General features: G+C 70.4%; 23 protein-coding genes. 11 read left to right on the top strand and 12 right to left on the bottom strand.

The annotated features are described in order from the left end of the window. Positions 1-26 precede the first annotated feature (26 nt). The 5 genes from ACUN0C_RS16545 to ACUN0C_RS16525 all read right to left on the bottom strand — a co-directional run bounded on the left by ACUN0C_RS16545 (position 27) and on the right by ACUN0C_RS16525 (position 5,576). Positions 27-1,172, bottom strand: coding sequence for an alpha/beta hydrolase family protein (locus tag ACUN0C_RS16545; RefSeq protein WP_445467529.1), 1,146 nt, complete (start codon positions 1,170-1,172; stop codon positions 27-29). A gap of 251 nt (positions 1,173-1,423) precedes the next feature. Then, complete coding sequence (pyk, locus tag ACUN0C_RS16540) at positions 1,424-2,860, bottom strand: pyruvate kinase (RefSeq protein ID WP_445467504.1); 1,437 nt, start codon at positions 2,858-2,860, stop codon at positions 1,424-1,426. Continuing rightward, on the bottom strand, positions 2,857-3,303 hold the full coding sequence (locus tag ACUN0C_RS16535; RefSeq protein ID WP_445467503.1) for a DUF1036 domain-containing protein: 447 nt from the start codon (positions 3,301-3,303) through the stop codon (positions 2,857-2,859). The genes pyk and ACUN0C_RS16535 overlap by 4 nt, the downstream gene beginning before the upstream one ends. 48 nt (positions 3,304-3,351) lie before the next feature. After that, a complete protein-coding gene (locus ACUN0C_RS16530; protein WP_445467502.1) occupies positions 3,352-4,653 on the bottom strand; it encodes a glycerate kinase type-2 family protein in 1,302 nt (433 codons plus the stop codon). An 11-nt stretch (positions 4,654-4,664) separates the two neighbouring features. Further along, complete coding sequence (locus tag ACUN0C_RS16525; protein ID WP_445467501.1) at positions 4,665-5,576, bottom strand: DMT family transporter; 912 nt, start codon at positions 5,574-5,576, stop codon at positions 4,665-4,667. Positions 5,577-5,670: 94 nt separating this feature from the next. Between ACUN0C_RS16525 and ACUN0C_RS16520 the strand changes: the two genes are divergently transcribed. The 9 genes from ACUN0C_RS16520 to ACUN0C_RS16480 all read left to right on the top strand — a co-directional run bounded on the left by ACUN0C_RS16520 (position 5,671) and on the right by ACUN0C_RS16480 (position 12,541). Then, positions 5,671-6,516: an N-formylglutamate amidohydrolase gene (locus ACUN0C_RS16520; protein ID WP_445467500.1), complete on the top strand. Its 846-nt coding sequence runs from the start codon at positions 5,671-5,673 to the stop codon at positions 6,514-6,516. Continuing rightward, the gene (locus ACUN0C_RS16515) at positions 6,500-6,808 is read left to right on the top strand and encodes a DUF1244 domain-containing protein (RefSeq protein WP_445467499.1); all 309 of its coding nucleotides are present in this window, start codon (positions 6,500-6,502) and stop codon (positions 6,806-6,808) included. Before ACUN0C_RS16520 ends, ACUN0C_RS16515 begins: the two co-directional genes overlap by 17 nt. A gap of 118 nt (positions 6,809-6,926) precedes the next feature. Further along, positions 6,927-7,208, top strand: a complete 282-nt coding sequence (locus ACUN0C_RS16510) for a DUF2312 domain-containing protein (RefSeq protein WP_445467498.1) — start codon at positions 6,927-6,929, stop codon at positions 7,206-7,208. A 157-nt stretch (positions 7,209-7,365) separates the two neighbouring features. After that, entirely contained in the window at positions 7,366-8,628 is a 1,263-nt protein-coding gene (locus ACUN0C_RS16505) for an alpha/beta hydrolase family protein (protein ID WP_445467497.1), read from the top strand. 138 nt (positions 8,629-8,766) lie between these two features. Continuing rightward, positions 8,767-9,306: a cytochrome b gene (locus ACUN0C_RS16500; protein ID WP_445467496.1), complete on the top strand. Its 540-nt coding sequence runs from the start codon at positions 8,767-8,769 to the stop codon at positions 9,304-9,306. Continuing rightward, a complete protein-coding gene (locus ACUN0C_RS16495) occupies positions 9,303-10,289 on the top strand; it encodes a zinc-dependent alcohol dehydrogenase (RefSeq protein ID WP_445467495.1) in 987 nt (328 codons plus the stop codon). Before ACUN0C_RS16500 ends, ACUN0C_RS16495 begins: the two co-directional genes overlap by 4 nt. Positions 10,290-10,308: 19 nt before the next feature. Continuing rightward, on the top strand, positions 10,309-10,707 hold the full coding sequence (locus ACUN0C_RS16490) for a 6-pyruvoyl trahydropterin synthase family protein (protein ID WP_445467494.1): 399 nt from the start codon (positions 10,309-10,311) through the stop codon (positions 10,705-10,707). Next, entirely contained in the window at positions 10,704-11,753 is a 1,050-nt protein-coding gene (locus ACUN0C_RS16485; RefSeq protein WP_445467493.1) for a glycosyltransferase family 4 protein, read from the top strand. Before ACUN0C_RS16490 ends, ACUN0C_RS16485 begins: the two co-directional genes overlap by 4 nt. Continuing rightward, entirely contained in the window at positions 11,750-12,541 is a 792-nt protein-coding gene (locus ACUN0C_RS16480) for a hypothetical protein (protein WP_445467492.1), read from the top strand. Before ACUN0C_RS16485 ends, ACUN0C_RS16480 begins: the two co-directional genes overlap by 4 nt. On the opposite strand, the gene ACUN0C_RS16475 is transcribed toward ACUN0C_RS16480, so the two are convergent. Further along, complete coding sequence (locus ACUN0C_RS16475; protein WP_445467491.1) at positions 12,482-13,345, bottom strand: RibD family protein; 864 nt, start codon at positions 13,343-13,345, stop codon at positions 12,482-12,484. The genes ACUN0C_RS16480 and ACUN0C_RS16475 overlap by 60 nt on opposite strands. 97 nt (positions 13,346-13,442) lie before the next feature. Between ACUN0C_RS16475 and ribA the strand changes: the two genes are divergently transcribed. Further along, positions 13,443-14,564, top strand: coding sequence for a GTP cyclohydrolase II RibA (gene ribA, locus ACUN0C_RS16470; RefSeq protein ID WP_445467490.1), 1,122 nt, complete (start codon positions 13,443-13,445; stop codon positions 14,562-14,564). Here ribA and ACUN0C_RS16465 read toward each other — a convergent pair. The 6 genes from ACUN0C_RS16465 to ACUN0C_RS16440 form a co-directional block, all read right to left on the bottom strand. Then, entirely contained in the window at positions 14,516-16,180 is a 1,665-nt protein-coding gene (locus ACUN0C_RS16465) for a sulfatase (RefSeq protein ID WP_445467489.1), read from the bottom strand. The two genes, ribA and ACUN0C_RS16465, sit on opposite strands and share 49 nt — an antisense overlap. A gap of 79 nt (positions 16,181-16,259) precedes the next feature. After that, positions 16,260-17,012 (bottom strand): FkbM family methyltransferase, encoded by a 753-nt coding sequence (locus tag ACUN0C_RS16460; protein ID WP_445467488.1) that lies wholly within the window; start codon positions 17,010-17,012, stop codon positions 16,260-16,262. 32 nt (positions 17,013-17,044) lie between these two features. Beyond that, the gene (locus ACUN0C_RS16455; protein WP_445467487.1) at positions 17,045-17,827 is read right to left on the bottom strand and encodes a CDP-alcohol phosphatidyltransferase family protein; all 783 of its coding nucleotides are present in this window, start codon (positions 17,825-17,827) and stop codon (positions 17,045-17,047) included. 138 nt (positions 17,828-17,965) lie between these two features. Then, the gene (locus ACUN0C_RS16450) at positions 17,966-19,852 is read right to left on the bottom strand and encodes a DUF882 domain-containing protein (RefSeq protein WP_445467486.1); all 1,887 of its coding nucleotides are present in this window, start codon (positions 19,850-19,852) and stop codon (positions 17,966-17,968) included. Between the two features lie 118 nt (positions 19,853-19,970). Continuing rightward, complete coding sequence (locus ACUN0C_RS16445) at positions 19,971-21,635, bottom strand: L,D-transpeptidase family protein (protein ID WP_445467485.1); 1,665 nt, start codon at positions 21,633-21,635, stop codon at positions 19,971-19,973. A 7-nt stretch (positions 21,636-21,642) separates the two neighbouring features. Further along, a complete protein-coding gene (locus ACUN0C_RS16440) occupies positions 21,643-23,211 on the bottom strand; it encodes a sigma-54-dependent transcriptional regulator (RefSeq protein WP_445467484.1) in 1,569 nt (522 codons plus the stop codon). A 179-nt stretch (positions 23,212-23,390) separates the two neighbouring features. Here ACUN0C_RS16440 and ACUN0C_RS16435 point away from each other — a divergent pair, with 179 nt between their 5' ends. Then, on the top strand, positions 23,391-25,217 hold the full coding sequence (locus ACUN0C_RS16435) for a M3 family oligoendopeptidase (RefSeq protein ID WP_445467483.1): 1,827 nt from the start codon (positions 23,391-23,393) through the stop codon (positions 25,215-25,217). Positions 25,218-25,311 lie beyond the last annotated feature (94 nt).

Raw genomic sequence — 25,311 nt, 5'->3', positions numbered from 1 at the left:
CGACCGAACCCGGCTTCATGGAGCGGTCAGGGACCGTCGAACCAGGTCTTCCATTGCGGCACCGCCGTCGCGAAGGTTCCCCGGTGGGTGGTCTCCCCGGTCGACACGGCCTCCACCTGCGGGTTCCCGTTGCCCATTGCCTGCTGGTAGGTCATGGCGAGCCGGCCCAGGCCGGTGCTGATCGCCTCGTCGCTCTCGCCGTAATAGTTGCGAACCGGCGACTTGATCACCCAGCGGTAGGCGTGGGCTTCGGCGACCAGCTTCCCGTACGCCGATGCGGCGAAGAACTGCGGATCGAAATAGTCCGGGCGGACCAGCTTGCGCAGATCCGTCGGGACATCTGCCGGATCGATCGGCTGCCGCTCATAGGCCTTCTTGGAGACGTCGTACTCCTCGTCGGTGATCAAGGAGCGCGCGAGGCCCGGCACGCCGTAATAGTTCTCGAAGGCGAAGGACGACAGGATGAACAGGGTCGGGACCCAGGTCGCGTCATTCTTGCGGGGGAAGTTCAGGAAGCCGTTCAGTGCCATGGAGACGTCGACCGGGGCGCTTGCCGTCGCGGCCTTCTCCACCGCCACGCCAGCGCTCTCGAGCTTCTCCAGGAAGGCCATCGTGACGAAGCCGCCTTGCGACCAGCCGGCCAGAAACAGCTTGGTGCTCTCGATCTTCAGATGGTCGAGCACCGCGCGGCTCGCCATCAGCATGTCGTAGGTCGCCTGCTGATGGCTGGCCTTCACCATGTAGCCTTCGGGTTCCTCCGAAAGGCCGAGGCCGAAATAGTCGGCGCCGATGAGGAGGTAACCCTGGCCCGCGAACTGCGCGATCATGAGCGCCGTCTCCGGCGACTGCTCCGGGAACGAGGGAACCTGCTGTTTCCCGTACACCGTCCCGTGCTGGTATGAGACCGTGGGGAAACTCGTCTCCTCCGTGTCCGGGACAGCGATCAGTCCGGTCGCGACGGTCGGCTTGTTGCCGCGCTCCGGTATCACCGAGGAATAGGTGACGCGATAGAGGCGGACGGCATTGCGCGCCGGGCTGTAGGTGACGGGAATGCCGGAGAAGGCAGGGGTATCGGTTTCCAGGACCTTGTTCAGGCGATCGACGTCCCAGCGCTCCAGGAACTCGTACTTCACGCCGGAGACGACCTGAACGGGGCCGGTGTCCTCAGCCATCGACGGTGCAGACGCCGCCCCGACACCGACGAGCAACACGAGAACTGAAAGCGTGCGAACAACGATCGGCATGTTTCCTCCCCCAAACAAGCGTGAATGTCCGCCGCCCGGCCGCATCCCGGACGAAGTGGCGGATGTCGGCGGGACTGTGCCGATCGCCCGTAAAAATTGCGTTCCAGGAGCGTGAGGTTCGCGGAGCGCGCGACCCCCCGGGCGGACCGTCGACGGTCGCCCCGGCTCGGCCCGACCTGTCAGATCCCCGACAGACCGTCGGAGCCCACGAAGGCGAGGCGCAGGAGGTTCGTCGCGCCGGGCGTTCCGAACGGCACGCCGGCCGTGATGATGATGCGCTGGCCGGGAGTGGCGAAGCCTTCCTCGACAGCGATCCGCGAGGCCCGGTCGACCATCTCGTCGACGTCATGCACGTCGGCGCTGACGACGCAATGGAGGCCCCAGGTGAGCGCAAGTCGGCGGGCCGTCTGCGGCACGGGCGAGAGCGCGATCACCGGCACGTGGGGCCGCTCGCGCGCGGCGCGAAGGCCGGTGGAGCCCGACGAGGTGAAGCAGACGATCGCCGCCAGATGCAGCGTCTCCGCGATCTGCCGCGCCGCCGCGGTGATCGTGTCGGCGCCGGTCGATTCGGGCTCGTTGCGCTGCGAATGGATGATCTGCTGATAGAGCTGGTCCTGCTCGATCTGCTCGGCGATGCGGCTCATGGTTTCGACCGCGAGGACCGGATACTCGCCGGCGGCCGATTCCGCCGAGAGCATGACCGCGTCGGCGCCCTCGAAGACCGCAGTCGCCACGTCGGACACCTCGGCGCGGGTCGGCACCGGTGCGGTGATCATGCTCTCCAGCATCTGGGTCGCGACGACCACCGGCTTGCCGGCGCGCCGCGCGGCGCGGGTGATGCGCTTCTGCGCGCCCGGCACCAGCTCGATCGGCATCTCAACGCCGAGATCGCCGCGCGCGATCATGATCGAATCGGAGATCTCGATGATCTCCTCGATCCGCTCCACGGCCTGCGGCTTCTCGATCTTGGACATGATCCCGACCTTGCCGCGCGCGATCTTGCGCGCCTCGGCAACGTCCTCCGGCCGCTGGATGAAGGAGAGGGCGATCCAGTCGATCTCCTCGCGGAGAGCGGCCTCGAGATCCTTGCGGTCCTTCTCGGTCAACGCGCCGACGCGCAGCACGGTGTTGGGCAGGCTGACGCCCTTCCGGTTGGAGAGGCGGCGGCCGGCCAGCACGGTCGTCTCCGCGCGGTCCGGCTCGGCCTTCGTGACCTCGAGGCGGACCTTGCCGTCGTCGAGCAGGATGTGGTGCCCCGCCTCGAGCGCCTCCAGAATCTCGGGATGGGGCAGGTAGACCCGATCGGGTCCGCCAGGCGCGGGATCGCTGTCGAGCACGAAGCTCTGCCCCGGCGCGATTTCGACCGAGCCCGATTCGAAGCTGCCGAGCCGGAGCTTCGGCCCCTGCAGGTCCACCAGGATGCCGATCGGCCTGCCGTAGCGGAGCTCCACCTCGCGGATCGTGCGCACGAGCGCCCGCATGCCCTCATGCGTGGCGTGGCTCATGTTGATCCGGAAGACGTCGACGCCGGCGCGGAAGAGCTCGTCGATCTTTTCGGGGCTGCTCGACGCTGGGCCGAGCGTGGCGACGATCTTCGCCTTGCGGTTTCGCCTCATCGGCCCCCGACGCCTCCGCGCGCGGTCGGTTCGGTGAGTTGCACCGTCCAGTTGGTCTGGTCGCCGGTGTCGACCTCGAAGAACCCCGTGCGCTGGAAGCCGCGGGCAACGCAATCGTTCACGCCCTCGATCGTGAACTCCTTGTCACGCGTGCACATGAAGGCCGCGCCGCCCCATTCCCCGCCGTGATCGTAGTCAACCGCGTAGATGTAATAGTAGCGGGAGGACAGATCCCCGCCGAGCAGCGTCTCGCAGCTCTTGGCCTGAATGTTCCACCAGCCTTCGGTGGTCCACTGCTTCTCGTTCACGTAGCCAATGGCAACGCCGACGCGGCTCGGCGTCTTGTTGCAGAGCCTGAGATCCGCCAGAGCGCCGGAAGGGGAGAAAAGGTAGGGGACCACGCTGGTCAGGAGGGCTGCGATAGCGCTTGTACGGACAAGCATCATGGCTCCGCCCATGCCGTCTTTTTCGTGTCTGGAACCCCGCCGCGCTTATGGCCCCGGCTCGCCGGCATTGTCAACGACGACGCAGCGGAAGTCGTTGACATTGGTGCCGGTCGGCCCGGTCGCGACGAGGTCTTCGAGCCGTTCGAAGAACGTCGTGGCATCGTTGTTCTCCAGGAAATGGGCAGGGTTGAGGCCGTGGCTGCGGGCGCGCGCCGCGGTGCCGGAATCGAACAGGGCTCCGGCCGGGTCGCCGGGGTCGCCGCCGCCGCCGTCCGTGCCGTCGGTGTCGGCCGCCAGCCCGGCGATGCGATTCGTGCCTTCGAGCGCCTGGGCGAACGCCAAAGCGTATTCCTGATTCGGCCCGCCGCGGCCCTCGCCCCTGACCGTGACGGTGAGCTCTCCGCCCGACAGGAGGACGCAGCGCCGGTTCGCGTCGCGGAAGGACAGTGCGAGCGTCGCATGCTCGGCGGCCACAATGCGCGCCTCGCCTTCGAGCGCGTCGCCCATGGCGACGACCTCGTAGCCGGCCTGCTCCGCGACGGCCGCGGCCGCGGCGAGCGAATCGGCGGGACGCGCGACGATCCGGTACTCGGCGAGCGCGAAGGCCGGATCGTCCGGGGACGGCGTCTCGCCCGCCTCCGAGCGGATCACGGCCCTCACCGGGGCCGGCACCGGGATCGCCCACTTCTCCAGAATGGCGAGCGCGTCCTCCGCACTGGTCCGGTCGGGGACCGTGGGGCCGGAGGCGATGAAGCTCGGGTCGTCGCCGGGGACGTCGGAAATGACGAGGGACAGAGAGCGGGCCGGCGCCAAAGCGGCCGCGAGCCGGCCGCCCTTGATCCGCGAGAGGTGCTTGCGGACCGTATTGATGTCGCCGATCGGCGCGCCCGATTTCAGGAGCGCCCGCGTGAGCGCCTGCTTGTCCTCGATCGAGAGGCCCGGCGCCGGCGCCGTCCAGTTGGCCGACCCGCCGCCGGAGATGAGGACGAGGGCAAGATCTTCGGCCGTCGCCGAGCGGGCGAGCGCGAGGGTCTCCGCCGTCGCCCGCAGGCCTGCGTCGTCCGGCACGGGGTGCCCCGCCTCGACGCAGCGGATGCGGCGCAGCGGACGGCCATAGCCGTGGCGCGTGACGCAGATGCCGACGAGGCGCTCCGGCGCGATGCGGCCGGCGTCGAGGTAGTGGCGCTCGACCGCCTCCGCCATGGTGGCGCCGGCCTTGCCGCAGGCGAGCACCAGGAGCCGGCCTGCGCCGGGCGGCTCCGGCAGGTGCGGCGGCAGGCAGACGGAGGGCTGGGCTCGGGAGACGGCGGCGTCGAACATCGCCAGCCGAAGGGCACGCAGGTCCATCGAGGCTCCTTTCATTTGGCCCGCCGCATCCGCGCGAAGGCGATGCCGGCGAAGATCGCGGCGGCGCCGGCGAACTGATACGCGCCGACCGCCTCCGACAGGATGGCCCAGCCGAAGAAGGCGCCGGCGACCGCCTCCAGGAAGATGACGAGCGAGGAGAACGCGGCGGGGAGGTGCCCGAGCGCATAGGCGAGCAGGCCCTGGCCGCCGGCATGGCTGACCAGGGCGAGCGCGACGAGCGCACCGATCCCGCCCATTGTCGCCGGCCATAGCTGCGGTTCCACGGCCACGGCCTGGACGCCCAGCGCGGCGGCGGTCACGAGCGACGACCCGAAGAACGCGCGCCCGGAGCCGTAGGCGCGCCGCGCCAGCCGCATCGCGATGAAGTACGCCCCGAAGAAGACCGAGGTGATGACGCCGTAGATGTCGCCGAGCACCTGCTCGGGACGGAACGCCAGCGAGTTCCCGATGAGGGCCGCGGCGCCGACCAGGCAGAGGGCGAGCCCGACGAGGACGCGCCGCTCGACCCGCTCGCCCAGAAACAGTCCGGAGCCGAGCACGACCCAGACCGGCGCGAGCACCGCCAGGAAGGTGGCGTTGGCGACGGTCGTGTTCATGATCGACAGGTGCCAGAAGGTCAGGTCGCCGGCGAACAGCAAGCCCGCGGCGATCACAGACACGACGCCCGCCCACGTGGCCGGCGTGGCTGCGCGCGGTACGCCGCGACCCTCCAGGCGCATCCAGATCCAGAGCGCGGGAAGCGCCAGCGCGACGCGCCAGAATGCGCTCGCAAACGGCCCCACTTCGGCGAAACGCACGAAGATCGGCGATATGCCCATGCCGATCGCGCCCGCGACCAGCGCCATGAAGGCGAGCGGGGCGTCGTCTCGTGCGGCCAGAGACTGTCCGGCGGGTGCGACCATGGCGGGTTTATGAGGTCTTTCGAGCGGCGGCGACAGCCCCTATCATGCCCATCTTCCCACCGCGAGGCATTTCCGCATTTTGAGAATGTTTTCCATGGAGACTGCTGCCTGCGCGGGAACACCGGCCGAAGCCGTCGAGCATCTGGACGGCGACGTGGACGCAGGCCTGCTGGTTCTGTGCGACCATGCCTCGAACGCCGTGCCGGAGCGGTATCGGGACCTCGGCCTGCCGCGGAGCGAGCTCGAGCGCCACATCGGCTACGATATCGGGGCGGCGGCGCTCACGCGCGAGCTCGCCGCCCGCTTTCGCGCGCCGGCGCTGCTCACGCGCGTGTCGCGGCTCCTCATTGATCCCAACCGGGGCGAGGACGACCCCACCCTTATCATGCGGCTCTCAGACGGCGCCGTTGTGCCCGGCAATGCGCATGTGGACGCCGGCGAGCGGGAGCGTCGGCTCGATCTCTATCATCGGCCCTACCACCGGGCGATCGAGGTCCAGCTCGACAGGATGATCGCAGCCGGCCGGCCGCCGGCGATCCTCTCGGTCCATTCCTACACGCCGATCTGGAAGGGCTTCGCCCGGCCGTGGCACGCCGGGGTGCTCTGGGACCGCGACATGCGCCTGGCGCGTCCGCTCATCGACATGCTGCGCGAGGACCAGGGCCTCCGCGTCGGCAGCAACGAGCCGTATTCGGGCGCGCTGAAAAACGACACCATGTATCGGCATGGGACCGGGCGCGGGCTCGCGCATGCATTGCTCGAGGTCCGCAACGACCTGATCGCCACGCCGGCCGGCGTACTGGAATGGGCGGACAGGCTGGAGCCGATCCTGCGCCGGGTCCTCGCGACGGAGGGCGTACACGAGATCCGCCATGCCGGCTCCAACGCCGACGGCGGGCCGACACGGACAGAAGGAGATGACGATGCCGCAACCCGATGACCCGGTTCGAACCGAGCTGGAGGCGGCCGCCTTCCGCAGGCTCGTCCAGCACCTGCGCGAGCGCGCCGACGTGCAGAACATCGACCTCATGAACCTCGCCGGCTTCTGCCGGAACTGCCTGTCGAACTGGTATCTCGACGCCGCGAAAGAGCGCGGGCTGCCGATGACGAAGGAGGAGAGCCGCGAGATCGTCTACGGAATGCCGTACGAGATCTGGAAGGAGAAGAACCAGGCGGCCGCGTCGGCCGACAGCCTCGCCGCCTTCGAAGTCAACCGTCCGCGGCACGACTGACACAGCTTTCTTGCAAAGATGAGGATGGCGGAAAGGTCCCGTTGACGACGCGGCCGGCTTTCGGCACGCGGGTGGTTCAAGGCCATGCGCGGGCGAACCGCGCCGAGAGGATGATGGCATGGACTCACTGAACCCGAATGAATCCGCAGCCAACCAGCTCCGCTCCTTCGTAGAGCGCATCGAGCGGCTCTCCGAGGAGCTGAAGGGCATCCAGGACGACATCAAGGACGTCTATGCCGAGGCCAAGGGCAACGGCTTCGACACCAAGGCGCTCAGGAAGATCATCGCGCTGCGCAAGAAGGATGCGGCCGAGCGCGAGGAGGAGGAGGCGATCCTCGAACTCTACATGCAGGCGCTCGGCATGATACCCGGCAGCGGCGTGCGCGAGGCTGCCGAATAGCGGGCGACCCCCGAGGCGCGATCCGCCTGCCGAACCGGGGCGTTCCGCGCACCGGCCTCCCGTTTCTCCCGTTCCGGTGCCGGATCCGGGCTTGCGCTTGCCGGCCCGGCGGCGGCAGGGATATCCGGACAAGGGGACAGAAACCGGGAGGGAAGCAGTGAACGACATCGCGCAGGGTGGGCGTGCCGGGCTGAAGGCCGCGCCGTCGAGGCCGCACACGCGACGCTGGGCGGCGCAGCGCTGGCTCGTCGACAACGTCATCGAGGCGAACGGGATCGACTGGGACCAGCCGCGCTCGACCTATCTCAATGCGCCCTGCGGGATGGAGGCCGCGCCGGACTTCGCGACGATCCGGCAGCAGGTGAAGAAGTACGCCGACTGCGCGCCGGCCTTCGAGGCGATGGCGAAGAAGCGGGAGGCGAAGGCCGTCGCGGCCGAGGAAGCCCGGCAGACGGTCACAGCCCGCAACAACTATTTCATCGCGGCGGTCCACTGGGGCGCTGCGCAGTGGCCGCTCGAAGAGAACAACGCCACGAACCTTCGCTACAACGAGCGCAAGCGGGCCTGCTACACGGCCTATGCCAGGCTCGCGGACCATCATGTCGAGGCGGTCTCCATCCCGCTCGGCGACAAGCAGCTGCCGGCCTGGCTGCACCTGCCGCCGGGCCACCGCGAGGGACGCCTGCCGCTGGTGGTGGCGATCCCCGGCATGGATTCCTTCAAGGAAGGCATCGTCCAGCTCTACGGCGACCCGATGCTGCAGCGGGGCATGGCGGTGCTCGCGCTCGACGGGCCGGGGCAATACGAGAGCCCCGTCCTCGGCATCCATGTGAGCCTCGAGAACTGGCGCGCCACGGGACCGGCCGTGTTCGACTGGCTGTCGGCCCGGCCGGAGATCGATCCCGAGCGGGTGGGGATCACGGGACGGAGCTTCGGATCGTTCTTCGGGACGATCCTCGCCGCCTCGCACCCCGGGTTCCGCTCCTGTGCGGTGAGCGCGACGTGCCACGAGCCGGGCTTCCACACGATCTTCGAGGAGGCTTCGCCCACCTTCAAGATGCGCTTCATGTACATGGCAGGCTTCACCGACGAGGACGCCTTCGACGATTTCATCAGGACGCTCACCTGGGAGCACGACGTCGGCCGGGTGGCCTGCCCCTATCTGTGCCTTGCCGGGGAGGCGGACGAGCTCAGCCCTTTCGAGCACACAGAGCGCCTCTTCGAACGTCTTTCCGGGCCGAAGCAGCTCGTCGTCTACGAGGGCTCGCGCCATTCGATCCGGGGACCCGCCGCCAATAACGGCCCCCACCCGCAGACGCTGATGGCGGACTGGACCGAGGCGCGGCTGCGCGGCGAGCCGATGCCGAGCGAGCGCTGGTTCGTCGAATCGAGCGGGAAAATCACGAAGACGCCATTCTGACACGGCTGCCCCGGCACCCTTGCGTGCGGCGCCGGGAGCGTCCTCGCGCGCATTGCCCTTGACGGGCGCACGGCGCAGGGGGAACCCTGAGCGCGCCCGGCGCCAGCGAACGTCCCGAGCCGGGCAGGGAGGCGCCCGATGAGCCGGACCGCCGTGCCGGAGGTCACGCCCCGCTATTCCGCTGCGGCGCGCGCGCTGCACTGGACGATCGCGCTCCTCGTGCTCGTCGTGCTGCCGTTCGGCGCCGTCATCAAGTTCGTGAAGGAGGACGTGAAGCTCACCTTCTACATGATCCACGAATCGCTGGGCTTCCTGGTGATCTGGCTGATGCTGGCGCGCTGGGCGGTGCGCCTCGTGCACCGGCCGCCGCCGCCGCTGCCGATGCCCGCCTGGGAACACCGGCTCGCGACCACCGTTCACTGGTCGCTCTATGTCGTGCTTCTCCTCATGCCGATCACCGGATTCCTCGCCACCAACGCGCACGGCTTCCCGCTCGAATGGTTCTGGCTGGTGCCGATCCCGAGCCCGATCGGGAAGTCGCCGGAGATCGCGCCGTACTTCTCGGTCGTGCACGCCGTGCTCGGCTACATGATCCTGGCGCTTGTGGCGTTGCATCTCGGCGGCGTGCTGAAGCATCACGTGCTTCGCCGCGACGCCACGCTCCACAGGATGCTGTGACGGGCGCCCGAACGCGTGGGCGCGACGCGACCGCGCTCTGGGTGGTCGGGCCGGAGCGGGCGGAGCTTCGCGGCGAGGCGCTGAGGCCGCCGGGCGAAGGCGAACTCCTCGTGGAGACGCTCGTCTCCGCGATCAGCCGCGGGACGGAGCGGCTCGTCTACGAGGGCAGGGTGCCCGAGACGGAGCGGGACCGGATGCGCTGCCCGTTCCAGGGCGGCACGTTCCCGTTTCCGGTGAAGTACGGCTATGCCGCCGTCGGCCGCGTCGTAGACGGCGCGGCGGACCTCCGCGACCGCACCGTCTTCGCGCTCCATCCGCACCAGGATCGCTTCGTGATCCCGGCGGAGGCCGCGATCGCCGTCCCGGCCGATGTGCCGGTCGAGCGCGCGGTGCTCGGCGCGAACATGGAGACCGCGCTCAATATCGTGTGGGATGCCGGGATCGCACCGGGAGACCGGGTCGCCATCATCGGCGGCGGGCTCGTCGGCCTGCTGACGGCGCGGCTCTCCGCCCGCATCCCTGGAACCGACGTGACGGTGGCGGACGTCGACGCCGCGCGGGCGGGGCCGGCGCGGACGCTCGGGGCGGGCTTCGCCGCGCCAGCCGAGCTCGGCGACGATTTCGACGTGGTCGTCCATGCCAGCGCGAGCGAGGCCGGGCTCCGCAGCGCGCTCGGCGCGGCCGGCTTCGAGGCGCGTGTGGTCGAGGCGAGCTGGTTCGGCGACGCGGCCCCGGCGCTGCCGCTCGGCCAGGCCTTCCATGCGCGGCGGCTCTCGCTCGTCACGTCGCAGGTCGGCTCCGTTCCGCCGGCGCGGCGGGCGCGCTGGACGAACCGGCGCCGGCTGGAAACGGCCATGCGGCTCCTTGCGGACGAGGCGCTCGACGTGCTCGTCAGCGGCGAGACGCGCTTCGCCGACCTGCCGTCCGACTATGGCGGCATCCTGGCCGCGCCGGACACGCTGCTCCACCGCATCCGCTACTGACATCCGCCGAGGAACCGCCATGTTCGCCGTCGAAGTCCGCGACCACGTGATGATCGCCCACAGCCTGCCGCGGCCGGTCTTCGGGCCCGCGCAGGCGATGCACGGCGCGACCTTCGTGGTGGACGCCGCCTTCTTCACCGCCGAGCTCGACGAGGATGGGCTCGCCGTCGACATCGGCCTCGCCACCAAGGCGCTCGCCGACGCGCTGGCGCCGCTGCGCTACCGCAATCTCGACGCGGAGCCCACCTTCGCCGGCAAGGTGACGACGACCGAGGTGCTGGCGAAGCACGTGTTCGACCGGCTGGCGCAGGCGATCCGGGCGGGCGATCTCGGCGCGGGCGGCGGGCGGATCCGGCGGCTCAGGGTGACGCTCCACGAGAGCCATGTCGCGCGCGGCTGGTACGAGGCCGATCTTTGAGCGGAGGCCGGGTCATCTTCGCCGTTCCCGGGGACATCGCGCAGCTGACCGGAGGCTACGGCTACGACAGGAGGCTGCTGGCCGAATTGCGCCTGATCGGTCTGCCGGTCGATCATCTCCGGCTGCCGGCCGGCTATCCGCGGCCGAGCCAAGCGGACGAGGCGGAGGCGCGTGGCGCGCTCGCGAACCGGCCGGACGGCTCGGTCGTGCTTGTCGACGGCCTCGCCTTCGGCGCCATGGACCACATCGCCGTGGCCGAAGGCGAGCGGCTGGCGCTCGTCGCGCTGGTCCATCATCCGCTCGCATTGGAGACCGGTCTCGGCGCCGGGGAACAGGAGCGGTTCGCCGCGTCGGAGCGCCGGGCGCTGGCCGCCGCCCGGCGGGTGATCGCCACGTCCCGGACGACGGCGGAGCTTCTGGTCTCCGGCTACGCGGTGCCGGCCGGCAAGATCGCCGTCGCGCCGCCCGGAACCGATCCCGGCCCTCGGGCGGAGGGCGGGAACGAGCCGCCGGTGCTCATCGCCGTCGGATCGCTCATTCCGCGCAAGGGGCACGACGTCCTCCTCGACGCCCTGGCGCGGATCGCCGACCTTCACTGGACCTGCAGGATCGTCGGGAGCCCGGAAGCCGATCCCGACTGGGCGGGCGGCCTCGTCCGCCGGTCCGAACGGCTCGGCCTGTCCGGCCGCGTCGCGTTCCTGGGCGTCGAGGACGACCCCCGCCAGCGCATGGCGGAGGCCGATCTCTTCGTGCTGCCGAGCCGCTACGAGGGCTACGGCATGGTCTTCGCCGAGGCGCTGTCGCAGGGCCTGCCGGTGATCGGCTGCCAGGCCGGCGCGGTTCCGGAGGTCGTGCCGGAAGGCGCCGGCATCCTCGTTCCCGTCGACGACGTCGACGCGCTCGCCGCCGCGATGCGGCGCCTCATCGCCGATCCGGTCGAGCGGCGTGCCCATGCGGCGCGGGCGTGTTCGGCCGGAGCAAGGCTTCCCACCTGGACGGAGACGGCGGCGATCGTCGGCCAGGTGCTGCGGTCGATGCTGCAATGAGCGGGTTCTCGAGGCAGTGGCTCGATCTCCGCGAGCCGGCGGATCGCGCCGCGCGCGACGAGGGCCTGCTTCGGGCGGCGGCCGCGCTGGTTGCGCGCGCGGACGATGCGGTGGTCCTCGATCTCGGCAGCGGGACGGGCGCCACCGCGCGCGCCCTCGGCCCCTATTGCGGCGCCGGCATCACCTGGCGCTTCGTCGACCACGACCCGGATCTCCTGCGGGAGGCGGGGCGGCGGACGCCGGGCGCCGCGACGTTCGCGCGTGATCTCGCCCGCCTCGCCCCCGATGGCGGCGCCGGCCTCCCGCTCGACGGCGTCGCGCTCGTGACGGCCTCGGCGCTGTTCGACCTCGTGTCGGACGCGTGGGTGGAGGCTCTCGTCTCCATCCTCGCAGCGCATCGGCTGCCGCTCTATGCCGCGCTCACCTACACCGGCGCGATGGCCTTAGACCCCGGCCATCCCCTTGACGAGCGGGTCGGCACGGCCTTCAACGCCGATCAGCGGGAGGACAAGGGGTTCGGCCCGGCCCTCGGTCCGGAAGCGGCCGACGTGCTCGCCCGCGCCCTCCGCCGCTCCGGGTATTCCGTCCGGGTGGCTGCGAGCCCCTGGATCCTGGGGGCGGGCGACCTCGCGCTTACGACGGACCTCCTGCGCGGCGTCGCGGGTGCGGCGCGCAGTCACCTCGATGCCGCCGGCGACGCCGAGCTGTGGCTTTCGGCGCGCCTCGCCTCAGCGCCGCACGGCACGATCCGCATCGGGCACCAGGACCTTCTCGCCGTTCCGCGCTAGCGGTCGGCCGCGGCGGTCGTCGGCGCATCGCGCGAAGGTGCAGTCGAACAGGATGTCGCTGCCGAGCGCATAGACGGTCGCCTCCGGCGTTATCGCGTCCGCGAGCGCATTGATCGGCGCGCGGGCAAGGCCGGACGGGCCGGAGCCGATGATCTTCGCGGAGACTGCCACGTGGAGGCGGTCGACGAGGCCCGCGTCGATGAAGGCGGCGATCGTCCGCGCCCCGCCCTCGATCAGGATCCGGCCGAGCCCGCGCCCGCGAAGCGCTTCCAGGATCTCGCCCGGATCGATCCTGCCGCTGCCGTTGGGACGAAGCCTGACGACCTCGACGCCCTCCGGTCGCGCGGCGTCGACGGTCTGGATCGCAATCCGGCGCGGGCCGGGTGCCCAGATCCGGGCATCGCCCGGGACACGCCCGCTCGGGTCGAGAACGACGCGGCTCGGATCGGGGCCCGCGGCGAGCCGCACGGTCAGCCGCGGATCGTCCGAGAGCACCGTGTCGGCGCCGACGATCACCGCATCGGCGAGCGCCCGCAGCCGGTGCAGATGGGCGAGGCCGTCGGGGCCGGAGACGTCGCGGCAATCGCCCGACGGCGTTCCGATCCGGCCGTCGAGCGACTGCCCGACCTGGGCCAGAACGAAGGGCGTTCCGGCCGGCCCGGCCAGCGGGCCGTACAAGGCTGCGGCCATGCGTTCGCCGACGGTCCAGGATGCCGGCGGCTCGTCCGGATTGCGCCCGCGCCGGTCCAGGAGCCAGGCCCAGACCCTCGTCGTGACGGCGACGGGCTCTCTCGCAAGATGCATGCGCGGTCAGCTTCCTCGCGGAATTGAGACTTGTCAAAGCGCCTCTTCCCGCAAATGTAGCGCAGGAGCGAAACGGCACGAGTGCAGGTGAGCGCACATGACGAGTTGCGAGGGGTTTGGCGACCGCCCCGAAGTCCGGGTGGAGCGCGCCGTTGCCGAGCTGAGGGCCGGGCGCCCCGTCCTCCTCACCGGCGAATCCGGCCCGCTTGCGATCCTCCCGCTCGATTCGACGACGCCGGCGTCCTATGAGCGCTTCGCGCGCCTGGCGGGTGACGCGCATGCCGTCCACCTGACGCCGGCGCGCGCCAACCTGCTCGGGCTGGCGCGCCCGGAAGGCGCGCTCGTGCCGCTTGCGGGGCTCGATCGCGAGGCGGCCGTCCTCATTGGCTACGGCCTGGTAGCCGACGTGCCGCGCGAGCCGCTCGAACGGGCGCGAGAGGCCAGCGCGACGAGCGCGGCGGCGAGCGAGCTCGCCCGCCTCGCGCTCCTCCTGCCGGCCGTGATCGTCGCGCCGGTTGAAACGCGGGCCGCGGTCGGAAGCGGGATGCTGACGCTCGGCAACGGCGACCTGGAGGCCGCACGCGCCGGCGCAGGCCGGCTCTTCGAAGAGGTGAGCCGCGCCCGGGTTCCGCTCGCGGCGGCAGGCGATACGACCTTCGTTGTGTTCCGCGGCGGACTTGCCCAGCGCGACCAGCTCGCGGTGATCGTGGGCGATCCCGACCTTGCCGGGACGGTGCCTGTGCGGCTTCACTCCTCCTGCATCACCGGCGACCTGTTCGGGTCCCTCAAATGCGATTGCGGCGATCAACTCCGGGAGGGGCTCCGGGCACTCGCCGAGCGCGGCGGCGGCGTCCTCCTCTATCTCGACCAGGAAGGCCGCGGCACCGGCATTGCCGCCAAGATGCACGCCTATTTCCACCAGGACCTCGGCCTCGACACGATCGACGCCGACGCCATGCTCGGCTTCGAAGCTGATGCGCGCCGCTACGAGGCCGCGGTGGCGATGCTCCGGGGCCTCGGCGTCGAACGCGTCGACCTCCTCACGAACAACCCCGCCAAAGTCGCCTTCCTGCGCGACGCCGGCATCGAGGTGGTCAGCCGCACGCCGATCCTCGGCGCCGTGACCGCCGAGAACCGCGGCTACCTCCGGACCAAGTCGGAGCGCGCGGGTCACCTCATCGCGCTCGGGGACGACCCGGACCTTGCGGCGGCGGAATAATCGGCGGGACCCGCCGAGCCCGGCGATCCCTCGGGTGTGAAGGTCTCGAGGATTCGGCCGCGCATCGCCTCCATCGGGAGGGTCGCGGCGTCGCTTGCCGGGATGAGCCCCGGCGCGAAGCCCCAGGCTTCCGCAGCGCGCACGATCTCGGGATCCTTCGCGATGACATGGACGGGCACGTCCCGCCCGGCATCCCTGCCGGTGACGAGCGGCGCGGGCTGGTGATCCCCGAGCACGATCAGGACGAGGTTCGGATCGCCGTGGCGGGCCACGAAGCTCGCGAGCGTATCGAGCACGTACCGGATGGAAAGGCGGTACTGCGCGCGAACGCGCTCGGGATCGCGCCAGACGACCTCTGGCGGGTCGCCCGAGCCGGCCCAGCGATTGAACACGCTGCCGTCGCCGACCGCCTCCCAGTCGATGACGGGCGGGATGGGCGTCCACGGCGCGTGGCTCGAGATGAGGGCGAGGACCGCCATCAGCGGCTTATGGCCGGGGCCGGCCAGTTCACGTTCCTGGAACGCCTTCAGCGTGTACTGGTCCGGCATCGTGACCCAGTTGAACGGCTCGCCTGCGTAGCCGAGCCCGTGGGCGTCGTAGATCGCGTCGTAGCCGAAGAAGGCCGCCTCGGGCCACGCCATGCGGATGGCCGGGACCGCGGCCGCCGTACGCCAGCCCGCCCGGCGGAAGTCCGAGACGAGCGTCGCGCGCGCGCTCGTCACCAAATGCAGGTAGCGGCGCTGGTTGTCGATCCTGAGGCCGGACAGGAACGTGCCATGGGCGAGCCAGGACTGGCCGCCGACGGTCGGCGAAGCGAGCCAGCCGGACGCCGACGCGAAACCGGCGCGCGCCATCGTGTCCTCGGCCGATGCGAGGGTGGCGCGCACGGGCGCAGCATGATCGCTGCCCTCGAGCGCGCTGCGGCCATAGGATTCCACGAACACGAACAGCACGTCCTTGCCGTCGAGCCTGCCGAGGAGCCCTGCGTCGGGGACGTCGCCGAAGGGTTCGTCGGCCGCTTCGGCGCGGAACGCCGCGAGGTCGTGCAGGCTCGCCCAAGCGGTTGCGGCGTGGCGGGCGACAAGGCGGCTGGCGTCCGCCGATGAGAACGGTGCGAACGCTGTCACGGCGAGCACGGCCACGGCGAACGGCGCGACCACGCGGCGTGACCCGGAGAGGTCTGCATTCAGCCGGCCCGCCGCGACGACCAGGAGGGCGCCGCCGATCGCGGCGAGGAGGACGGAGCCAGCAAGGACGACGGCCGCGGCAGGCACTCCGATCGCGCCCGATGCGAGATTCCACGCCGCCGGCAGGAGATGGACATCGAAGACCGGCTCGAAGGGGCGGCCATAGGCAGCGTGGCTCGCCATGTCTGCAAGCTTGATGAGCACCATTGCAGTCAGCGCCAGCCCGGCCACGCGCGCCGCGACGCGTCCCCCGCGCCCCGGCAGGATGGCAAGCAGCAGCACGAGCAGCGGGAACTCCAGGGGGAAAGCCGTCGTACCGGGCTCCAGGAGGCGCGCGGCGTCGTTGGGCAGACCAAGGGCGGCAAGGACGGCAAGGGCCGCCGCGAGCGTGAGGGCCGCACCGCGCAGGCGCGCCGGACCGTTGGTCATGCCGGCCCCTCCCGATGCCTTGCCGGGATGAGCCACGACGATCTCCGCGCCGACGGCGCCGCCCAAGGGGCACGAGCCCTCATTGGACGAGCCGCGCATAGAGATCGCCCGAACGGCCGGAGCGGCACAAAGCCGGCATGCGTGCCGCGGCCTCGGCCGGATCGACCCAATCCGGCCAGACGAAGCGGTGGTCCTCGCCGACGACGGCGTTCAGCCGGTAGGCGCCGAGGCTCCCCAGACGATCGAGGCAGGCCGCCGTGACCTCGGGCGCGGCGGGAAGATATTCGAAGGCGAGGAGCGGTACGGGCGCGGAGAGCGCGCCGAGAATGTCCGCCTCGAGCCCTTCCACGTCGATCTTCACGAAGGCCGGGCGCCCATAGGTTGCGACGAGCCGGTCGAGCGTGGTCATCGGGACCGTGACGCTGCGATCCCAGCGGACCTTCTCGAAGCCGGCCGTCGTCCCGACAGCGTCCGGGAAGGCGGGATCGGCCGTGGAGACGGTCGGGTGGCGCCGGGAGATCAGCAAGGTCGCTTCGCCCTCGCAGCCACCAACCGCGTGCTCGACGAGGACGATCCGATTGCCCGGCAAGGTGCGCCGCAGGCATCCAGCGAGGAGCGGCTGGGGCTCGACGGCAATGACGGTCGCCCCGACCGCGTGAAGCGCGCGCGTCCGGTTGCCGACATGCGCGCCGATGTCGAAGACGAGGTCACCCGGCCGAACGAGCCCGGCATAGAACGCGCGCAGCCGGCGGTTCCTGCCGGGAACGCCGTAATAGAGGGCGAGCGAGCGCAGCAGGCCGGCGAAAGCCATCGCGTCGAAGCCTGCGGCCACGCCCGGGGCCCGTGCATGACGGTGCAGCGGGCTCACCCGGCCTCGCGGGGTACGGCCCGCCCGTGCCGCCATCCCCAGCCGACGTCGATGGCGAACGACCAGGCGAGAAGCAAGAGCCCGATACCCGCGATCACGGCCGCCGCGCCGGCGGGAACTGCGGGGGCAAGAACGGCGAGAAGGACGAAGAACTGCAGCACGCACACCGCCTTTCGCCGGAACGACGGCGGCAGGGGGCGCGCGATCCATGGGCGCACCGCGCCCGCAGCGACGAAGGCATACCGCATCAGGCCGATGGCGAGGACCCAGGGGCCGACTTTCTCCGTCTCCGCCGCCCATCCGGTGAGGACGAGCACGAGAAAGGCATCCACTTCCATGTCGAAGCGCGCGCCGAACGCGCTGGCGAGGCCGAAGCGGCGCGCGATCGGACCGTCGATGGCGTCGAGCGAGAAGGCAATGGCGGCGAGGGCGAAGACCGTCCAAAGCGTGGACGGGGGGATGCTCCCTTTGCCGAATGCATGGTCGGAAAGCGCGCCGGCGAGGAACAGGGCGACGGCCGCCCGCACCAGAGTGATCGCGTTCGGGGTGCCGAAGGTCTGATGCCGATGGTGCTCCGGCAGTCGCGGCGCCATGAGCGCGGCGAGCAGGGCGAAGCCCACGACCGGGGTGAGGAAGAATGCCGGCCCGCTCCGCTGCGAGAGGCCGACCACGATCACCGCGGTGCCGAGTGCGGCGCCGACTGCGACCAGCGCCGGCACGGTTCCGGTGGGGAGGCCGCGGCGCGGCAGATGCTGGTAGGGGCTGTCGACGCTCGACATGGCTGCGCCGAAAGGAGGAATGGCGTTGCGGGGACTATTACCCCTGTGGCCCAGCAAGCGCCAGCGGCACACGCAAACGTGCGCCGCGGTGACAGCGAGCACCGGCCGGATGCACGGCCGGTGCTCGAACGCCCTGCGTCAGCGCAGGCTGGCGAAGTGGGCGGTCGACGAGGCGGAGCCCGATTCCGACGTGTCGAGGCTCGCGCCGGAGAAGCGGTCGGTGCGCAGGGATCCCGCCGATGCGCCTCCGAGGACGCCCGAAGCCGACGCGGGGACCGCGAAGAGGCCGGAGCGGGCGACGGGCTTCGGCATGGCGAACTGGGCGAATGCCCTGGTGCGCGTGGTCGCGCTCGCCATCAGGCTGCGCACCGCGCTCACATGCTCGGGCGCGGCGTCGGCCGCAGGGGAGCGGACCGGCGCAGGATCGGCCAGATGCGCGACCGTCTGCGCACGACCCGCGTTGGTCGGCTCGGCGGCGACCGTCACTGCAAGGACGGGCGAGACGGCCCCGGTGGTGCTCGGTTCTTTCAGAGCCGGGCGCATACGCGGGGTGGGATGGGCCACCTGATCCGCCTCCAGCTCCACCGCCGCGGCGTAAGCGAGCTGATAGCCGGGGTGGGCGACCGGCATCTGGAAGGGTGAGCGGCCACCGAGCGCGCTCGCGGCGGCGACGGCGGAGCTCGCCTCGATCACGGGCCTGTCCGGCGCACCGGTGCGGAGTCCCTGGGCCGCCTTCAGGACTGCGTCCAGTGCGGCGCTGTCGTCAGCACTTGGAAGGGACGCCACTTCGAAGCGCTCGGAGGCAGGTACCGCGTTCCCGATCAGGGCCGCCACCTGGTTCGCCTCCGCCGCCGGGATAGGCGCGGGCTGGCCGGCGCTCACGCCGGGCCGGCCCTTCGGGGTGGGAGCGTAGGCAAGGACGGCGGCTGCATCCGGCGCCTCTGCCGGCGCGGCTGCTGCGAGCGCGGCGGGTTGCTGCGGGAGATCCGCCGGAACCGGTGCCGCCGCCGGGGTGAGCGAGGCGAGCACGATGTCGCGCGTCTTGACCGGCACGGCCTTCGGCAGCGGTGCGGTCGCGGCTTCGGCGACCGCAACTTGCGGCACCTGCGCCGTCGGCTGCTGCACGCGGGCTGCGGCCGGCGCCTGCTGCCGGGCGGGCGCCGATGCGACCAGGACTCTTGGCTCCTCGGACGGAGCCGTGCGGACCGGCACGCCGCGGCTCGGCTGCCGGGAGATCTCGGTGTCCTCCTCCTCGTCGGCGCCGCCGCTGAACACGCGTCCGAGCCAGCCGGCGAGCGTACCGCCTGAGGAGCCGCCGCTCGCCTTGGCATCGAGATAGGCGAGGGCGGTCGACTTCGACTTGCCGTACTTGGCGAGCGCCCGCTCGAAGCCGGGCAGCGGCTTGCCGTCGCTCGGGATGTACATCGTCTCGCCGGTCGGGAAGAGGGCGAGGAGCTGCTGCCGCGTCATGCGCGGCCAATGCCGGACGCTGCCGGTGTCGAGATGGACGAACTTGGATGCGGAGGTGGGGTAGTAGCCGACGCCGCCGACCTGCATGCGCAGCGCGAGTTCCCGGATCTTCGAGGAGGGCACGCCGGGAATGAAGAAGTCCATCGCCCGGCCCTGGGTGTGCTGGCTGTTCTTGGCAACGCCCCGGCTGCGCGAGCGCAGCATGCTGTTGGTGGCGGGGGAGCGGTAGGCGGAGACGACGTGGATGTACTGGTTCGTGCCGAGGCGCTGGTAGACCGACCAGATCAGGTCGAAGAGCTGCGGATCCATCCGCGTCGGCTCGCCGCGGCGCCAGTCGCGCAGGAAGCGGTTCAGCCGCTCGAGCTCGGCACGGTCGTAACGGCCGTTTCGCTTGAACGTGAATTCGCCCTTCTCGCCCGTGTGGGTATAGTAGAGCTTGATCGTGCGATCTCCCTCCCGGGCAGCCGCGTAGCCGGAGAGGCTGGCGAGGATCAGCACGCAGAGTGTGCCGACCGCGATGCGGGCGCGCAGGCCCGCCGATGGTCTAGAGGCCATGTGTTCCAACCGCGGAATGCCCTTGTTTTGGGATCGCCCCGTTCCCCCCGGTAAGGTGACTTCCCCTGCGTCGCTTACGCACCCTAAGTGTCAGCTCGTGGCGGAAATTGGACGAAGATCACCATTCCGTCGAATTTCCCAGTGCCTTCTGCATCCTCGCGTCGATTCCGTACAGATCGCTGTAGCGATGTAACACGCCCTCGCCGTCCACGGCCATTGTGAAGTAGGCGAGATGCACCGGAATCGACCGGGAAAGATTGATGCGCCGCTCGGGTCCGCCGTAGAGCTTCTGCAGCCGGTCCGAGTTCCATTCCGCCTCGTCGACCAGGACGGCGTCGGCGAAGGCGAGCGGGTTGTCGACGCGCACGCAGCCATGGCTGAAGGCGCGGGCGTCGCGCTCGAACAGCTTCTTCAGCGGCGTGTCGTGCAGGTAGACCGCGTGCTCGTTCGGGAACATGAACTTGATCCGGCCGAGCGCGTTCGCTTCGCCCGGCGGCTGCCGGACCCGGAGGCTGCGCACGTCGATGGCAGTCCAATCGATCGTGTCCGGCCTGACGACGCGCATCTGGCCGCCGGCGCGGGCCAGCACCTGATAGCCGCGCCGCGAGAAGTAGCCGCCGGGATCGGCCTGGATGTCCGGCAGCATCTCCTTGCTGAGGATGGAGGTCGGAACGTTCCAGTACGGGTTGACCACCAGATGGTCGATGGCGTTGGAGAAGAGCGGAGTCTGGTTCGTCGGGGTGCCGACGACGACGCGGGTGCGGAACGCGGTCTCCCCGTCTTTGCGGACGCGCGCGACGAATTCGGGCACGTTCACGAAGACGTGGAAGCTGCCGAGGTCGCGCGGCATCCAGCGCCAGCGCTCCATGTTGACGATGAGCGCACCGATCTCGGCATCGCGGCTGACCGAATTGAGCCTTGCGAGGGTCGCGGCGCCGACCACGCCGTCGGCGTTGAGGCCGTGCCGCGCCTGAAACGTCTTCACCGCCGCGAGTAGGGCGTCGTCGAAAACGGCTTCGTCCGACGGTTGGGCGCCCGGCAAAGCCAGCCGCGCGCGCAGCAGCGCCACGCGCTCCCCGCGGCCGCCGAGCTTCAAGGCCGGCCCGGGCGGGATCTCGACGGTCTCCGCCTCTGCCGGGGCCGCGCGCAACCGCGCGAGTTCCGCCTTGAGCGCCCTGTATTCCGGATGCGGCGGCTCCAATGCCTCGACCGCCAGGGCGGCATCGTCCGCCGCCACGAGCCGCGCCAGCGCAGCCGCGAGGTCGGGCCGCTCGGGCTTCTGGCTCAAGCCCTCGCCGAGGCTCGACGGAACGAGCTGACCGGCGGCGAGATGCGCGACGAAGCGGGCGGCGGCCAGGGTGATCGCGATGTCGGCCTGGGCGGCGACCTGCGGATCCTTCAGCGCGAAGAAGTGGACCGGCGGCGTCGCGTAGGCGCTCGGGTCGAGGCCGTCTTCGGCCGCCCGGGACATCCGGGCGACCAGCGCCTTCGCGTTCCGCGTCGCCTTGCGGTCCACGATCCAGGCGGGCTCGAAGCGCCTGGCCTTGTAGAACGCGCGCACGTTCGCGAGGATTTCGCGCTCGATGCGGTCGCGCGGTTCCGTGCGGCCTTCGAGCAGCGACCAGACCAGTTCGGCCTGCTCCGACATCGCAGTCCCGTCGAGGACCGGCGCCTCGGCCGGCGCATTCGGAACGGCGAGAGCAACGTCCGTCGGCTTGGCGAAGCCAGCGCTGGTCAACGCCAGGAGGGCGGCGCTTGCGGCCAAGAGGGCAGACTGTCTCATTGCCATCCTACTGCTCGACCACTGCGAGCTCGGGGGCGGTTCGCCCATCCGGCGCCACAGAAGCCTCGGTGTCGATCCCGTAGTCCTTCAACTTCCGATAGAGCGTCGAGCGGCCGATGCCGAGCCGGCGCGCGACTTCGCTCATGCGTCCGCGATAATGACCGAGCGCGAAACGGATCACCTCCTCCTCCAGCGCATCGAAGCGGCGGATCTCGCCGCGCTCGTCCAGGAGCCGGGCAAGACCATAACGCTGTGCCGGACCGGCGTCAGCCTGGACGAGCGCCGGCCGGAGGCCGCGATGCGAATGGGGCCCGTGCTGTCGCCTCTCGGCAACAGAGGCGGACGAAGCGCTGGAAAAGGCGGGCGGCCGCGGGGCGACTTCGTCGTGCGCGCTGCTGCCTTGATGCTCCGCGACCTGCGGAAAGTCGTCCGGGCGGAGCATGCCGCCTTCGCTGAGCAGGACGGCGCGGAACACGGCGTTCTGCAACTGGCGGATGTTGCCCGGCCAATCGTAGGCGACGAGCGCGTCCATCGTCTCGTCGGCGAAGCCGGCGATCCCGCGCTTGCCCTCCTCGGCTGCGAAGCGGGCGAGGAAATCCTCGGCGAGCGCGGGAATGTCCTCGCGCCGCTCCCGAAGCGGCGGAAGCCTGATCGGCAGGATGTTCAGGCGGTAGAAGAGGTCTTCCCGGAACGCGCCATGCGAAACGAGATCGAGCAGGCGCCGGCTGGTGGCCGCGATGAGGCGGACATCCACCTTCAACGGCCCGGGACCGTCGATCTCGCCGTCCTGCAACAGGCGGAGCAGTCGCGCCTGTCCTTCGGTGCCGAGATCGGCGACCTCTTCGAGGAAGAGCGTGCCGCCCTGCGCTTCCCTGAACTTTCCGAGCCTGCGCTCCGGCATCCCGGCCGGTGCGCTCGTTTCCCCGTCGAAGAGCATGCTCTCCAGGAGAGCTTCCGAGACGCCGCCGCAGCTCACGCGGACGAAGGGCCGCGAGCGGCGGTTGGAACTGCCCTGGATCGCCCGCGCAAGCGTCTCCTTCCCGACGCCTGCCTCGCCTTCGATGAGCACCGGGATCGAGGAGCGGGCGGCGCGTTCGCCGAGATCGACAATGCGCTCCATAGCGGGCGCGCGGCAGATCAGGTCGCACAAGGTGAGGGTGCCGGTGCGCGTACAGCGCGTGCGGGCGAGTTCGTCGGTGAGCGCGGCCAGCCGCAGGGCGTTCGCGAGCGAGGTGCGCACGCGGGCCGGGGAGGACGGCTTGACGAGGACGTCGAACGCGCCGGCGCGCATGGCGGCGAGCGCCGATTCGCCGCCCGGCTGATCGGCCCGCACGATCACGGCCGGATTGGCAGGGCTCGCCCCGAGCCTCGGCAGGATGCCGAATCCATCGGGCTCTAGCGCCGAAGGGCTCAGCACGACCACCGAAACGGCCGGTGCGTCGGGGCGCCGGACGCGGGCGAGCGCCGCCTCGCCGGAACTCGCGGTCTCGACCCGGGAGCCCAGCATGCGCGCCGTCTCCTCGATCAGCCGACATTCGGCCGGATCGTCGTCGAGAACCAGGATGCGGCTAGGCATTGGACCGGGTGCCGATCTTCTTGAGGCGTGGCGGATTCGGCGTTGTCATGGCCGTGCACTGTGGTGCGGCTTGGTTAAGGGTGTCTTACCGCCCGGTCCAAAGTGGCCCGGGGCGGTTGCGGCGGAACGGCTGGCGGGCGATGTATGGCCCTTTGCACGGCACGGCGAAGGGCGTTCACATGGCGGCAACGGACAGCGCGGCGCAGGCGAGGGAAAGCCAGGAACTCGGCGACCTCCCGGTCTGGAACCTGACCGATCTCTATCCGGGGATGGATTCGCCCGAGGTCGCCGCCGATCTCGAGAAGGCGGACCAGGACGCCTCCGCCTTCGCCGCCGACTACAAGGGAAAGCTGAGCGAGCTCGCGACCGGTGCCGACGGCGGCAAGGCGCTCGCTTGCGCAATCCGGCGCTACGAGGCCGTGGAGGAGGTCATCGGCAAGCTCATGAGCTATGCGAGCCTCACCTATGCGGGCGACACCAGCGATCCGGCCAGGGCCAAGTTCTACGGCGACTTGCAGGACAAGCTGAACACCGTCGGCACCCGCCTCCTGTTCTTCGAGCTGGAGCTCAACCGGCTGGACGATGCCGTGGTGGAAAGGGCTATGGGGGAGCCCGAGCTCGCCCGCTACCGCCCCTGGATAGAGGACATCCGGCTGGAGCGCCCGTACCAGCTGTCCGACGAGATCGAGCGCCTGTTCCACGAAAAGTCGGTGACCGGCCGCGGCGCCTGGAACAGGCTGTTCGATGAGACGATGGCGGCGCTGCGGTTCCAGGTCGGCGGGGAATCGCTGACCCTCGAGCGCACCCTCAACATGCTCGTCGACCGGGACGAGGCGAAGCGGAAGAGCGCCGCGGATGCGCTCGCCGAGACGTTCCGCGCCAATCTCAGGCTGTTCACGCTGATCACGAACGTGCTGGCGAAGGACAAGTCGATCTCAGACGGCTGGCGCGGCTTCACGGACGTCGCCGCCGCGCGCCATCTTGCCAACAGGGTCGAGCCGGAAGTGGTGGACGCGCTCGTGTCGGCCGTGCAGGGGGCCTATCCGCGGCTCTCGCACAGGTACTACGCGATCAAGGCGCGGTGGCTCGGCAAGGACAAGCTCGAGCACTGGGACCGCAACGCACCCTTGCCCGAAACGCTCGAGCGCCGGGTGCCATGGGGCGAGGCACGCGAAACCGTGCTGTCGGCCTATGGCGGCTTCGCGCCGGAAATGGCCGAGATCGCCGCCCGCTTCTTCGACGGAAGCTGGATCGACGCGCCGACGCGGCCGGGCAAGGCGCCGGGCGCCTTCGCGCATTCGACGGTGCCTTCGGTGCACCCTTACGTGCTGCTCAACTACCAGGGCAAGACGCGGGACGTCATGACGCTCGCGCACGAGCTCGGCCACGGCGTCCACCAGGTGCTCGCCGCGAACCAGGGGCTGCTGATGGCGCAGACGCCGCTCACCCTGGCAGAGACGGCCAGCGTCTTCGGCGAGATGCTGACCTTCCGCTCGATGCTCTCGAAGGCCGCTTCCGACCGCGAGCGCAAGATCATGCTCGCCGGCAAGGTCGAGGACATGCTGAACACGGTCGTGCGGCAGATCGCGTTCTACACGTTCGAGCGCCGCGTCCACCTGGAGCGCCGCGAGGGCGAGCTCACCGCCGAACGGCTCGGCGAGATCTGGCTGGAGATCCAGGGCGAGAGCCTCGGGCCGGCCATCCGGCTGGGAGACGGTTACGAGACGTTCTGGACCTACATCCCGCACTTCGTCCATTCGCCGTTCTACGTCTACGCCTACGCCTTCGGCGATTGCCTGGTGAACTCCCTGTTCGCGGTCTACCAGCGCGCCGAGCCCGGGTTCCAGGACAAGTACTTCGCCTTGCTGAAGGCAGGCGGGACGAAGCGGCACAAGGAGCTGCTCGCGCCCTTCGGGCTCGATGCCTCCGACCCCGGCTTCTGGACGATGGGGCTGTCGGTGATCGAGGGCTTCATCGACGAGCTGGAGGCGCTCGACCGCAGGTGACGGGCGCCAGCCGCCGCGCCGCGATCCGTTTACCCTGAACGCGACTTCGCAGCGGCCCGGCCGGGCGTTTCCCTGCCGGCAACCTTTCCCGCCT

It is taken from the genome of Faunimonas sp. B44 (genome assembly GCF_052655945.1).
Note: the sequence above shows the minus strand (reverse complement) of the source record. Positions and strands in the feature narration are given on the sequence as shown.

Coding starts and splice junctions, on each gene's coding strand:
- ACUN0C_RS16445 (WP_445467485.1), bottom strand. CDS start 21,635: ATGAGACAGTCTGCCCTCTTGGCCGCAAGCGCCGCCCTCCTGGCGTTG.
- ACUN0C_RS16440 (WP_445467484.1), bottom strand. CDS start 23,211: ATGCCTAGCCGCATCCTGGTTCTCGACGACGATCCGGCCGAATGTCGG.
- ACUN0C_RS16515 (WP_445467499.1), top strand. CDS start 6,500: ATGCCGCAACCCGATGACCCGGTTCGAACCGAGCTGGAGGCGGCCGCC.
- ACUN0C_RS16510 (WP_445467498.1), top strand. CDS start 6,927: ATGGACTCACTGAACCCGAATGAATCCGCAGCCAACCAGCTCCGCTCC.
- ACUN0C_RS16530 (WP_445467502.1), bottom strand. CDS start 4,653: ATGGACCTGCGTGCCCTTCGGCTGGCGATGTTCGACGCCGCCGTCTCC.
- ACUN0C_RS16535 (WP_445467503.1), bottom strand. CDS start 3,303: ATGCTTGTCCGTACAAGCGCTATCGCAGCCCTCCTGACCAGCGTGGTC.
- ACUN0C_RS16465 (WP_445467489.1), bottom strand. CDS start 16,180: ATGACCAACGGTCCGGCGCGCCTGCGCGGTGCGGCCCTCACGCTCGCG.
- ACUN0C_RS16525 (WP_445467501.1), bottom strand. CDS start 5,576: ATGGTCGCACCCGCCGGACAGTCTCTGGCCGCACGAGACGACGCCCCG.
- ACUN0C_RS16545 (WP_445467529.1), bottom strand. CDS start 1,172: ATGGCTGAGGACACCGGCCCCGTTCAGGTCGTCTCCGGCGTGAAGTAC.
- ACUN0C_RS16475 (WP_445467491.1), bottom strand. CDS start 13,345: ATGCATCTTGCGAGAGAGCCCGTCGCCGTCACGACGAGGGTCTGGGCC.
- ACUN0C_RS16455 (WP_445467487.1), bottom strand. CDS start 17,827: ATGTCGAGCGTCGACAGCCCCTACCAGCATCTGCCGCGCCGCGGCCTC.
- ACUN0C_RS16450 (WP_445467486.1), bottom strand. CDS start 19,852: ATGGCCTCTAGACCATCGGCGGGCCTGCGCGCCCGCATCGCGGTCGGC.
- ACUN0C_RS16490 (WP_445467494.1), top strand. CDS start 10,309: ATGTTCGCCGTCGAAGTCCGCGACCACGTGATGATCGCCCACAGCCTG.
- pyk (WP_445467504.1), bottom strand. CDS start 2,860: ATGAGGCGAAACCGCAAGGCGAAGATCGTCGCCACGCTCGGCCCAGCG.
- ACUN0C_RS16520 (WP_445467500.1), top strand. CDS start 5,671: ATGGAGACTGCTGCCTGCGCGGGAACACCGGCCGAAGCCGTCGAGCAT.
- ribA (WP_445467490.1), top strand. CDS start 13,443: ATGACGAGTTGCGAGGGGTTTGGCGACCGCCCCGAAGTCCGGGTGGAG.
- ACUN0C_RS16500 (WP_445467496.1), top strand. CDS start 8,767: ATGAGCCGGACCGCCGTGCCGGAGGTCACGCCCCGCTATTCCGCTGCG.
- ACUN0C_RS16435 (WP_445467483.1), top strand. CDS start 23,391: ATGGCGGCAACGGACAGCGCGGCGCAGGCGAGGGAAAGCCAGGAACTC.
- ACUN0C_RS16480 (WP_445467492.1), top strand. CDS start 11,750: ATGAGCGGGTTCTCGAGGCAGTGGCTCGATCTCCGCGAGCCGGCGGAT.